Origin of the sequence: Streptococcus sp. S784/96/1, assembly GCF_902729355.1 — a bacterium.
Taxonomy (GTDB): domain Bacteria; phylum Bacillota; class Bacilli; order Lactobacillales; family Streptococcaceae; genus Streptococcus; species Streptococcus caledonicus.
In genome coordinates this window covers 17493-30649 of record NZ_CACVCC010000018.1, presented here as the reverse complement: position 1 = coordinate 30649, position 13157 = coordinate 17493, and the positions used below count along the sequence as shown (strand labels likewise).

9 protein-coding genes are annotated in these 13157 nt (G+C 36.9%); 2 read left to right on the top strand and 7 right to left on the bottom strand.

The annotated features are described in order from the left end of the window. Window positions 1-52: 52 nt before the first annotated feature. Together xylB and xylA are read right to left on the bottom strand one after the other, a co-directional pair. Window positions 53-1528 carry a xylulokinase gene (gene xylB, locus GZ996_RS07350; RefSeq protein ID WP_162011714.1) on the bottom strand — a complete coding sequence of 492 codons (1476 nt, stop codon included), beginning with the start codon at window positions 1526-1528 and terminating at the stop codon, window positions 53-55. Window positions 1529-1605: 77 nt separating this feature from the next. Then, the gene (xylA, locus tag GZ996_RS07345) at window positions 1606-2913 is read right to left on the bottom strand and encodes a xylose isomerase (RefSeq protein WP_156806613.1); all 1308 of its coding nucleotides are present in this window, start codon (window positions 2911-2913) and stop codon (window positions 1606-1608) included. 174 nt (window positions 2914-3087) lie between these two features. On the opposite strand from xylA, the gene GZ996_RS07340 reads away from it, so the two are divergent. Beyond that, a complete protein-coding gene (locus tag GZ996_RS07340; protein WP_161980542.1) occupies window positions 3088-4251 on the top strand; it encodes an ROK family protein in 1164 nt (387 codons plus the stop codon). Window positions 4252-5307: 1056 nt separating this feature from the next. On the opposite strand, the gene trxA is transcribed toward GZ996_RS07340, so the two are convergent. The 5 genes from trxA to GZ996_RS07315 all read right to left on the bottom strand — a co-directional run bounded on the left by trxA (window position 5308) and on the right by GZ996_RS07315 (window position 11816). After that, complete coding sequence (gene trxA / locus GZ996_RS07335) at window positions 5308-5625, bottom strand: thioredoxin (RefSeq protein ID WP_121835710.1); 318 nt, start codon at window positions 5623-5625, stop codon at window positions 5308-5310. Between the two features lie 292 nt (window positions 5626-5917). Beyond that, window positions 5918-6823: an ROK family protein gene (locus tag GZ996_RS07330; RefSeq protein ID WP_232323241.1), complete on the bottom strand. Its 906-nt coding sequence runs from the start codon at window positions 6821-6823 to the stop codon at window positions 5918-5920. Window positions 6824-6913: 90 nt separating this feature from the next. After that, a complete protein-coding gene (locus tag GZ996_RS07325) occupies window positions 6914-8311 on the bottom strand; it encodes an MFS transporter (RefSeq protein ID WP_202913578.1) in 1398 nt (465 codons plus the stop codon). Window positions 8312-8338: 27 nt separating this feature from the next. Beyond that, window positions 8339-10348 carry a beta-galactosidase gene (locus tag GZ996_RS07320; RefSeq protein ID WP_162011713.1) on the bottom strand — a complete coding sequence of 670 codons (2010 nt, stop codon included), beginning with the start codon at window positions 10346-10348 and terminating at the stop codon, window positions 8339-8341. Between the two features lie 10 nt (window positions 10349-10358). Next, window positions 10359-11816, bottom strand: coding sequence for a family 43 glycosylhydrolase (locus GZ996_RS07315; protein WP_162011712.1), 1458 nt, complete (start codon window positions 11814-11816; stop codon window positions 10359-10361). Between the two features lie 123 nt (window positions 11817-11939). On the opposite strand from GZ996_RS07315, the gene GZ996_RS07310 reads away from it, so the two are divergent. Further along, window positions 11940-13145, top strand: a complete 1206-nt coding sequence (locus GZ996_RS07310) for a helix-turn-helix transcriptional regulator (protein WP_162011711.1) — start codon at window positions 11940-11942, stop codon at window positions 13143-13145. Window positions 13146-13157 lie beyond the last annotated feature (12 nt).

Here is a 13157-nt window from a genome sequence, read left to right as displayed (position 1 = left end):
AATCTATTTCAAAAAGAAATTTCTTAGTCTTTCTCTCACTATTCCTTTAGTACTATTTTATCTTTTTGACATTTGGGTAAATGCGTTTGTAATCTTCATAAACGTCAGCATAGACAGCGACATTTTCCGGAATTGGTTTGACTGCTTCTGTATACTCCACAAAGGTTTCTGCACAACTTTCAATGTCTTTAAACCATCCACATCCAAGAGCTGCAAGCATGGCTGCACCGAGGCCTGGACCTTGTTCAGCTGTCAAAGCAACAATTTCCGCATTGAAAATATCTGCCTGCATTTGAAGCCAATCTTTATTTTTAGCGCCTCCACCAACGGAAACGATGCGTGTAAATGTTTTTCCTGCCACCTCAGACATGAGACGTTGAGAATCTTTTAAAGAGAAGGTAATCCCTTCAAGAACACTGCGAGAAAAATGCGCTAAAGTATGGCTGGTATCAATTCCAATAAAACTACCACGAATACTGCTGTCAACATGAGGAGTACGTTCCCCAACGATATATGGTGTAAACAACAAGCCATCACTACCTGCTGGGATTTGGCTAATTGGTGCTAGTAAGTCTGAGAAGCTCTGCTCTTTTGCAAAGGTATCGCGGAACCAGTTAAGGCTATGACCAGCCGCCAAAGTTACCCCCATAGAGTAGTAACTCTCACTGAGAGCATGATTAAAGAAATGCAATTTTCCTTCATAATCAGGCGTCTCTTTTCCTTCATAAGAAAGGAAAACACCAGAAGTTCCAATACTTGCCATACCGACTTCACTTGAGAGAATTCCAGCACCGACTGCTGCACAAGCATTATCTGCCCCACCAGCAAAAACTTTAACCTCTTTTTGCAAGCCAAAACGTTCTTTCAACTCAGCACGCACAGTACCTACCTGTTCTGAAGCTCCCACTGCTTTTGGCAAATAGCTGAGCGGGATATCAAAGATATTAGCCACTTCTTCTGACCATTCTGCCTTCTCAACATCTAAAAGAAGAGTACCTGCAGCATCAGATAAATCGGTATGATAATTTCCAGTTAAATAAAATCCCAAGTAATCTTTTGGCAACATGAGCTGACGCACCTTAGACCAAACTTCTGGCTTATTTTCTTGAACCCAAAGAATTTTAGGAAGGGTAAATCCTTCTAATGCAAGGTTACGAGTAATTCCAAGAAGTTTATCACCTAGTTTTTCTTCAATCGTACGACATTGAGCCGTTGTACGTGTATCATTCCAAAGAATCGCTGGACGTAAAACCTCACTATTTTCATCTAAAAGCACTAAACTGTGCATTTGACCAGAAAAGCTAATTCCTTCGAGCCCAGTCGTAAAATCAGAGACCGTTTCAACCAATTCTTCAAATACCTTATCACAAGCGACTACCCAATCACTGGGATATTGTTCGCTATAACCAGGTTGTAAATGGATTAAACCATAATCAGCAGACGCTGAAGCCACAACTTTTCCTGATTGATCAACCAAGAGTCCCTTTAAGGAGCTTGTGCCAAGATCAATTCCTAATACGTAAGACATGTGTTCCTCCTTTTTTCATAAAAAGAGCATATCGCTGACCTTACAACGACATGCTCCTTCAGCATTAATAATTAAGATTAAACAAGATAATCGTTCAATTGAGATTTCACTAATTCAATGTGGCTAGATTCAAGAACAGGATTGTCATGTTCAAGAGCGTATGCAGTTAAGCTTTCAAGATCTTCTTGATCAGCAAGAATACGAGCACCAACACCTTCTTTATAAGAAGCGTAGCGTTTTTCTTTAAGGTCTTCAAAGAAACGATCTTCACGAAGTTTAGCTGCTGCTTTCAAACCACGTGCAAAAGTATCCATACCTGCAATGTGGGCAAAGAGAAGGTCATCCATTTCATGCGAAGAACGACGAACCTTAGCATCAAAATTGATACCACCAGGTGCTAGACCACCATTATCAAGGATTTGAAGCATTGCAAATGTTGTATCATAGATATTTGTTGGGAATTCATCTGTATCCCATCCAAGAAGAACATCACCTTGGTTAGCGTCAATTGAACCAAGTGCATCGTAATCACGCGCTACGTTTAATTCATGTTCAAATGTATGTCCTGCAAGTGTTGCGTGGTTTGCTTCTAAGTTAAGTTTGAAGTCACCTTCAAGACCATGTTTTTGAATGAAAGCCATAGTTGTTGCAGCATCAAAGTCGTATTGATGTTTTGATGGTTCTTTTGGTTTTGGTTCAATCAGGAATTGTGGTTTGTGACCAATTTTCTCACCGTAAGCTACTGCCATTTTAAATAGACGCGCGATATTATCTTGTTCAAATTTCATATCTGTGTTAAGAAGAGTTTCATAACCTTCACGTCCACCCCAGAAAACATAGTTTTCACCACCAAGTTTTTTAGAAAGGTCAAGACCTTTTTTAACTTGAGCAGCTGCGTAAGCAAAGACTTCTGCGTTATTTGAAGAAGCGGCACCGTTATTGAAACGAGGATGTGAGAACATATTTGCAGTGTTCCAAAGCAATTTTTTGCCTGTTTCTTCCATTTTTACTTTGATGTGATCAGTGATTTCATCAAGGTTAGCAAAGAATTCTTCCAAAGAGTCACCAGCTGGTGCGATGTCAATATCGTGGAAACAGAAATAATCAACATCTAATTTTTCAAGGATTTCAAAGAAAGCATCAACACGATTATGAGCAGTTTCCATTGGAGTAGCACCAAACCATGTACGCTGGTTCACTGGATAGCCGAATGGATCAGATCCATCTTGAGTCATGGTATGCCAATAAGCAAGGGCAAAGCGCAAATGCTCACGCATGGTCTTCCCTTCCACTACTTCTTCTGGATTGTAATGACGAAAAGCGTAGGGATTTGTAGTTTTAGGTCCTTCAAATTGAACTTTTTCTACATTTGGAAAATAAGTCATAAAGTTTCTCCTTTTTATTAAAATGATTTAAATTTAGTTTGTTTGTTCGATGAACTAACTTACAATAGCAGTATAACGCCTCATGCTATTTTTGTCAAGCGCTTTCATTGAAAAATCTTGTTTTTTTTTTAGCTTTGGTATAAACTAATAGTAACATTAAGGAGATCTTTGCTTATGATCGCAGATAAATACCTCATTCGAGAGCAAAATGAAGCTCTCGTTTTAAAAACAATTATCAATTACCAACCTATTTCACGTGCGAATATTGCTAACCACTCTGGCTTAAATAAAGCCAGCGTGTCTTCTATTACATCGGCACTTATCGAGCGACAGCTTATTTTCGAAAGTAGTATTGGAGATGCTGGAACAAGTGGTGGACGTAAACCAATCAATCTTTCATTCAACCCCCAAGCTGGGCTTGCTCTGTCTGTAGATATTGGAAGTAATTATGTTCATGGCATGCTCTCCTATCTCAATGGGCATTCCATACATCAGGTCAAAGAAAAGGCTCCTATAAGCACAGAAAATGTCATCTCTGCCACTTTAAATGTCATCAATAAACTAACAACACTGTCCTTGCCAAAAACGACTCATGGGATTGTTGGGATTTGCCTCGGTATCCATGGTATCGTTCTTGATGATCAAATACAGTTTACGCCATCCTATGATTTAGATAAAATCAATTTAAAAGAAGAACTCGAAAAATTTATTTCATACCCTATCTATTTGGAAAACGAAGCTAACTTAGCTGCTCTGGGTGAATATACTTTTTCAAAAAATAGCCAAGACAACATGATTAGCATCAGTATCCACTCAGGTATAGGGGCAGGTATTATCCAAAAAGGTGAATTACAGACAGGCTCCCACGGTCAAGCTGGTGAAATTGGTCACTCTATTCTTTACCCTAACGGGCACCGTTGCCCATGTGGCAATCGAGGATGTTTAGAAAAATATGCCTCTAATAAAGCAATCTATGAACTTTTCACAGCAGAAACAGATATTCAAAACGTTGATTCTGACTTAATCACTCATGAACTCAACAATGACAATCCTGTCGTGAGAAGTATTGTTCATAAAAAAATTTGGGAGTTATCTATTGGTGTGAATGATCTAACCATGCTTTACGACCCTAATTTAATCATTATCAATAGTTCTATCTTCCAAAAAAATCCCGAACTAATCGCTGTTTTAAAAGCAGAAGTCCCTAGTAGATTTGCACAACATCTTACCATTTCTAACAGTGAATTAGGTGAAATGGCCACACTTTATGGTGGTGCCGCCAAAGTTATTTCAACTTTCTTGGGAATTGAAAATGCCAGACTAGGCATTTTAGATTAGATAAATCGAGTATAGGCTATTCTCTAGGCTCTCTCACACCATCGTTCGTGCCATTCGGCACACAGCGGTTCAATTAAACTTCAGCGAGAACTCTACTCGTTCCCACATCTATCTGTATAAGGTTCTGTTCTTCCTATACCGTCCTATATTTATGAACAACCTCTTTCGATATACGTTCCGCGAATATGATCGTTTCAGACTAGGTGTCAGGCAAACAAAATCAGTTATACTCTTTGAAAATCAAAATAATACGTCGTTTCTTTCACCTTGCTGTACTCCAGTACTATCTACGGCTTACCGCCTAGTCTGATTTTGATTTTCTTTGAGTATTAGATAGATAATCATTTAATCGTTCGATCCTTCTCTCTGTTCTTATTACATGAGCTTCATCACTACTATGACCTAGAATAACATCTTATGGTTCGTTGTTACTACGTCTAACTGACGCTCACGAGACCTCACGGGATAAGTCGTACATCTTTCCTCGTTTACACAAGATATGAGGACGTTAAAAGGTCTAAGTGAAAATAGGAATTCCGACGAAGAGTCCTGAGACTCTAGAAAGAATTATCTTTTTCACACAGAACTTAGTCCGACTTCAATTACTCTCGTGATTTACGCACATAGGTTACGACCACCTTTTTGGACTTTAGAGTTTTGGGCCTCCTCATCCCCTATTTACGCCTTGATATCACGTTTCTGTTCGTAGAGCCACGATTTCGCTATCCCTTCCTCTGACGGTTACAATTTCTAACGTCAGACTTGAGGCTGGGCAAAAGTCTAAAAAATAGCAAATGGCTTAGAGTAACGTCGTCAAAAAACGTTGATTCTAAGCCATTTTATTTTGTTCAATTTTCAATAGCAAGGCGGAAATTTGAGTTTTTCCCCAACCTCAATCCGCTACCTCACGATAGTCAGGATGCAGAGTCGCTATTGGGTTCTACCTTCAGCGGATGCCCACGGAGGACTTGCACCTCAGATGTACGATATGCCGTCGTACGCAAAAAATCTTAGAACTCACACGCTCTAAGATTTTTTTATAAACTTATTAAGACTTTAAGCGCTCAATTCTTCTACGATTGCTAGAAGTTGTTGTTTTGTATGCACACCTGCCACTTGTTTGACCACTTGTCCATCTTTTTTGAAGAGGAGTGTTGGGATTGACATGATGCCAAATTTTTGAGCTGTTGCTGGATTTTCATCCACATCAATTTTGACGATTTTAAGTTCATCTTCGCTCAATTCGTTTGATAACTGCTCCAAGATTGGTGCTTGCATCAAACATGGACCACACCATGTTGCCCAAAAGTCAACCAAAACAAGACCTTCACTTGTTTCTGCCTCAAACGTTGCATCTGTAATATTTTTTGCCATTTTATTTGTTCCTTTCTCTTTAGGAAAATAGCAGAGCTACTGACCTAACTTTGTGACTTTATCATAACCTAAAATCATTAGAATGACAAATTTCTGATACGGAAAATCATTTTCTAGGAATCAAAGGTAAAATCTTTCTATATTTATATATCGGATCATTTATAGTAATACACAATAATATTAAAAGAGCTCCCCCTGTCAAAGCAAAAGTCATTATCATTAAAAACAAAATAATCACTTTTGGCATTCATAATATCAGCAATTTTTTTAAAGCCATAGTCATGTAAGTGCTCTAGTGGTTCCCTTCAACAGTTAATAAAAATTGATATAAAGCTCCTAATAGATTAGCTTCATTATGAAAAGCACATGGCATAATCTCCACTGGGGTAATCATTTGTGAAAAATCTCCTAGTTTTTGTAAAATGATCTGATATTGATTTCTAATTTCTTCAATAACAATCTCTTGAACACTAATCCCTCCACCTACGACAACGCGCGCCATGTCTAATACAGCTTGAACATTGTAAATCAAATAAGCAATACCCTGACAGTAATCTCTAAAAATAGGATAGACACGTCCATCTTTCTGACTGATCGCTTTAAACACAGTCATCCCATCTTTAGTATCTTCCAAACCAAGAATCTCTGCACAGGTCTCAATCATTCTAACAGCGGAGCCTTTTACCCCATAAATATTTTGAAAATCGAAGGGTCTTACTGGTACAGCTGTAAAGCTTAACTCTCCCGCTTGAAAGTGAGTTCCTTGGAGCAATTCTCCCTTAGAAATAATACCTCCACCAACTCCTGTTCCAAGAATTAAGGCTAAGCCGTTTTCAATCCCTTGTAAATTTCCACGCCACAATTCTGAAAGAGCGGCTGCTTTGCCATCATTAATCACCGTGGTAGGTAAATCGTAATGTTCTAATAAGTATTCTGGTAAATTTAAACCATGCAAAAAAGGTAACGAACCCCCGAAATAAATAATCCCTTCTTTGCTATCAACTTTACCTGGACAACTGATAGCCACACCTCTGATCCTTGATTTATAATGCGTAACCAAAGAATCAATCGCCTCTAAAAAATGAGGTAAGTTATCAGGAGTCGACCTATTTGATTTTTCAATAATGTTCCCAGACCTATCAATAAGGGCATACTTAATCTGAGTTCCCCCAATATCAATGCTTAAATAATCTTTCATGATTATTATCTCCTTCATCATGTTAAAAAGCTACTCCCTTTCATTAGTGAGACGTAACGAGAGAGTATTCTTTTTATATTATCTATTATACTATTTAATGCCCTTACGCACTTCTAAATCTGCGATAATGCCATCATATTCCTTATCTAATTTGTAGAATACTAGAAGAACGACAGCCGAAATGACACTGATAGCAAGCGGAAGATAGATATATAAGGTGCTTACTGCCGCTACTGCACTTGCAGATTGCGTTGCTGCCGTCGCGTCATATCCACCGGCAGCCATTACCCAACCAAGAACAGCTCCCGCTACACCTGAACCCACTTTTGAACCAAATGAAGAGGCAGCATTTGCAAGCCCTGCACTGCGAATTCCTGTTTTCCATTCACCATACTCAATGGTATCTGAAAGCATTCCCCACATACATGAAGCTGCAAAACCGTTACCGATACCCTTTATAACATTTGAAACCATAATCAATGTGTAATTTGCTCCAACTAGGGCTGTCATCAAATATCCAATTGCGGATATCGACATTCCCAAAACCATGGCTTTACCTTTCCCCATGCGTTTAACAAATAGAGGAGCTGCCACAAACATTGTTGCAATTTGTGCTATTGTTGTCGCATTTCCAAGTGGTCCTACTAGGTTTTGATCATTGAGAACTGCTTTAGCATAATAAATAGCCGTTCCACCACCTACAGTTAGAGAAAAATACATGATAAAAACAACAAGCGCTACAATTAACCAATATTTATTTTTTAATAAGGCTCCAAATTCTTGAGCTATATTAGCTTTCGGTGTGTCACTATTTTGTTCCTCAATAACACGTTCATGAGTGAAAAAGAATGAAAATAGGAAAATAACAATTGATAAAACCCCGAACACAACAAATGTTAGTGTCCAAGCTTTCGCATCTCCGCCAAAGGCATTAACAACTTTTAAGGTAAAGGTATTAATAAATAATGTTCCAGCAGTTGCTAATAACATCCGAAAGGTTCCTAATAACGTTCTCTCATACTGATTTTGCGTCATCATTGCATTCATTGTTGCGTAAGGAACGTTAATAGCTGTGAAAATAACTGTTGATACTAAATTATAGCTTAAAAAGATATAAATCAGCTTAAAGGTATTACTAGCATTTGTCGGTACTGAAAACAAGATAACGGCACTGAGAGCGTAAGGAATAGCTAGTCGAGCTAACCATACACGAGCTTTACCAAATTTTGACTTCGTACGATCGACAATAATCCCCATGATAATATCACTAATACCATCAAATATCCGTGAAACTAACATTATGGTACCCACAGCTGCAGCATCCGCATGAACAACATCTGTGTAATAAAAAACTAAAAATATCGAAATCGCAGAATAAACAATATTTCCTGCAAAGTCACCTGTCCCATAAGCAAAACGTTCTAGAAAACTAAGTTTACTTTGCGGATCTGGATTATAAGTCATTCCAAACTCTTTCTTTGTTGCCATCATTAAAACTCCTTTTAATAATATTGATTAATTTTCTTCCAAAATAATAACATCCCAAGAGGCAATACTAAGTAGTTGTCCCTCTAAAATCTGTCGGCCATTTCTTAAGTCTAAACCTGATTGTTCTGCAACAACCTGCTGGGTATGATCGGAATAATTCAACAAATAGGTCACTAATTTACCAAAATCATTTTTTCCCTTTTTGACAATAATAGGGAATTGATATTTTGATAAGTCATAATTAAATTGATCTTCAAAAATTTTTTCAATAATCTTCATAAGAGATTTTTCATCAACATGACATCCTACATACACTGCTTTCCCTTTACCAAAATGATTAACCGTGATAGCTACATTATCATACCATTGACTATCTTCATACTCTGCTAATATCTGAGCAGTTGTTGGTTGTAGAAATTCTAAAAATCCTTCAACTACACCACCATTTTCAAAATAGCTCGTAGATAGGGTTTGGCCTGTAGGAGATGCAAATTGGTTATAAGATAACCCTAAAACCTCTTGTAATTTATGAGGTGTTCCTTCATGTGAAATGGTTACATACTCATCAGCAACAGCTGATTTGAAACTCATCAACAGTTTCCCACCTGACTCTACGTAATATGATAAGCGTTCATAAACATCATCTGGTGCTGCATATAGTGATGGAACAACAAGCACTTCATAATTTTGCCAGTCATCTGAATCTACTGAAACTATATCACATTCAATATTTAGACTATAAAGAGCCCTATAATAAGCTCTAACAATATCATTGTAAGATAGTGTAGATGAAAAATCGGATTTAATATCAATCGGGAACCATTTTAAAGCGGTTAAAGCTTCGTTACTAATTAATAAGGCTACTTGATTGGTCTTTTTCAAATTAACTAACTTCGATGATAAACGTTTCAATTCATTACCGACAACAACTGCTTCTTGATAGGTTTTGTTTTCAGCAAAATCATGAGCTAAAAGGCCTCTCCAATAGGACTCAGCAGAATTATGAATAGAGTGCCAATGCCAATACATAACCGCATTTGCACCACTCGCTAAATGACTATAAGCATTAAGAATAAGTTGATTACGATAAGGCATCATGTTAGAAAAGCCTTGAGCTTGCGTCTCTAGAACGAGATAATTAGTTTTCTTTAACTGACGCGTACTATCTCCACAAAAGGCAATTTCTAATCCTGTTAATTTATCCTGTGCTGGATGATAGATATCGCATCCTGCTATCGTAATAGCTTTAGAAGCTTTAAAGTGATTCACTTCAGGTTGAACACCATACGAGTATCCTCGCCACTCAAAATCAAAATTCTGGGTAATAAATTGATCATCTCTAGCATATTCTGACACAATATCTGCCTGCCACTGAAGAAAGTCATCAACTAATAAACGCTGGTACTTTTCAAACTCTGCACCTAAACTTCCATTGATAGTTCCGTTAACATTAGGAAAATTCTCCCAAGAATCTACTCGATTACTCCAGTAATCAAACCCAAACGCCTTATTCATGGCTTCAATATCATTATGAAATTGTTTTTTCAGATACTGAACAAAACCCACTTGAACATTTTTACTAGATGTTCCATATGCTTTTGTCTCATTATCAATTTGAAACCCAATCACATTATCATAATTAGCAGATACCTTCATCAGCTCTCTAATAATTCGCTCTGCATAATGAAGATAAGTCTTGTTGGTAATATCCATTGATTGTCGCATACCGTAAATGGCACGACCACTTCCTTTTCGCTCAACCATAACTGTCGGATCCAGTGATATCAGCCAAGATGGAACAGCATAAGTTGGTGTTCCTATAATCACTTTAATACCGGCTTCTTTCATAGCTTCAATAACCCGAATAACACTTGAAAAATCAAATTTTCCTGGTTCTTTTTCATAGGTGGACCAAGTTGACTCAGCAATGCGAACAACATTGATACCGGCCTTTAACATCATTGCTATATCTTTTTTTAAGCGATCATAGGGCATATACTCATCGTAATAAGCAGCACCGTATAATATCTCTTTCATACCATCCTCCTTAAGCAAATGTAATTGATTTAAAATCAATACTTCCCTGTCCTTTATAAGTGACATAAAGAGCTTTCTGCCCCTGTAAATCAACTAAGAAATTAGTCTTTAAAATTACCCATTCTGAGCTATTAGAAACCTCTATTCTTGCCACTTCCTTCCCAAATCTTTCCGTACTAAAGCTAAAATAGCCATTCGCATCCCCACGAACCTCTACTGAGAGACATTTTGGAGAACTAAATTCAAAATATTTATAGCCTACGATAGCACTATCACAAAGGTTATGGATATATTGGGACTCACGTTTTTCATTATCTTCCTCAAATTGAGTTAAACAAGGATGTATTGCTTTTAAAGCTTCTGAATTAACTTCGACACTTTTCATAGCACCTTTAGGTCCAATGAGATTACAAGCTATCGCTGCTGAATAAGTCCCTAAACCTCGAAGCGGTCCACCATTTAATCCACAACTGGTTAACTCTGCTTGTTCAAATAACCCTTTTTCATTCATTTGAATAACTTCAGCAATGCCTTGCCTTGAAAACTCACTATAATTTGTTTGACGATGCCCAAAAATATAATAGATTCCATTGATATCTACAATAGATCCATGATTATTCCCCCAGTAAGCCTGCGCCACTTGATTGCCGTTTACACCCAAATCAGCATTAGAATGTAAACTGCCACCATAAACATAACCTTCGGTCGGCTTATCACTCATCGCAAAGGCTAACTCATGACTCAAAACAGAAGAATAAATGAAATAATATTTTCCACTAAATTTGCGAATAGAACTAGCTTCATAAAACTCATGTCCCTCAAAACCAGTTCCTTCACTATCCCATTGATTTGGGATAACTTGTTTAGGTTCTGTCTTTATCGTAAGCATATCTTGGTCCAATTCCACAACGTAATTACCGGTATCACCCAGAGTAATTCCCATCATTTTTTTAACGTTTTCAACTACTTCTCTACCAGGTCCAAAACCTGTATAGAGGTAAACTCGATTATCATCGTCTACTAATACAGCGGGATCAAATTGGAAAGGATCACAAATAGGATCAGAACCATACAATTCACCGTCTACGTGCTTAACATTGCCATAAAATTCAAATGGACCTACAGGTCTATCAGCAACTGCTACAGAAATTCGACTATAAAAATCCATACCATAGTACAAATAATATCGACCATCTGGACCTTGTACTACATCTGGTGCAAACATACTAAATTTCCCTTCGGCATTAAAAGGATCTTGAGTTTTCCGGTAGATAACTCCCTCATATCTCCAGTCGCTTAAATCATTTAAGGGAGCCGAATAAGTAACATAATCATTTAAACAATAATAATCTGCTCCAAATCTATCGTGACTTCCATAAATATAAAGGCGATTCCCAAACACTCTTGGTTCTCCATCCGGAAGATATTCATAATTTGGTAAATAGGGATTAAATACTTGTTTTTTCATTACACAACTCTCCTTTGTATGCGTTTTTACAAACATCATTATAAAGTCTAAATATCCTTTTTTATATCATTTTTCACTACTTTTTGGTAAAATACAATCATATTCTGAAAGGGGTTACATCGCATGGCTGAAAATTATCTTTTAAAATATATTTCTAGAAAACTACAGACATGTGTTACACACTACCATCAGCATAATTTGATAAAAAGTTATTGTGACAATTTTGATATCATCGCTCATTATCAAAATTGTCAAGAAATCCTAGAGTATCCACTACTGACACTAGGAAATCACTCTTGCCCCAAAATCATTACCTACAATAATAATATTGTCTTTTCACTCATCAAATATAAACAAGATATCTATATTATCGGCCCATTGAAAGCACTCAACTCTACAGCTCTTAAGCATCAATTTCAATCACAACCATTAGACCTTTCACAATTAGTCAATACACTACCCACAAATACTTTGATGATTATTGTAGAATATTCTTTATTACTTCATAATTGCCTGCATAACTACGAACTCAATCAAGAAGAAATTTGGATTTCTAATTTTAGGATGACCTTTGAGCAGATCAAGGGTAAATCAACAGCACTTTTATTCAACAATAGAGAACATGCTCAACACCATAATTCTTACCAACAAGAATTAAGAGAACAAAATAGTATTGCTCAAGGTGATCTTGTTAAATTAAAACAAAGCTGGGAAGAGGTCTACACTGGTGAGATAGGAATCTTAGCAGATAATGAATTGAGAAACTTTAAAAATTTAGCAATTGTTGTCATAACCTTAGCTAGTCGTTCTGCAATGAAAGGTGGGGTTCCGCCAGAAATTGCTTACTCCATGAGTGATCAATTTATTTCAGCTGTCGAAACATTAACATCACTTGAAGAGATTATAGCTCATATCCGCCAATCAGAAATTGAATTTACCCTATTAGTCAAACAATACACAAAACAAAATTCTTTACTCATAAGTCCATCTGATTCAGCATTTTTTCATCCTTTTGTGACTAAGGCTCAAACATATATTACAGAACATTTACACCAACCTATTACATCAGAAGAAGTTGCTCAAGCTATTCCCTGTTCATCAAGTTATTTAACACAATTATTTCAAAAAGAACTTAACACAAGTATACAAAACTATATTTATCAAGAAAAAATGACTTACGCTGAACAACTCTTGATCTATACTGAGCTCAGCCTTTCAGAGATTACAACAAGTTTAGGATATAGTTCTCAAAGTTATTTTGGAAAAGTATTTAAAAAATTCAGTAACTACAGCCCCCTATATTATCGGATGCATTTTGGTAAATTTTAATAATTGATACTA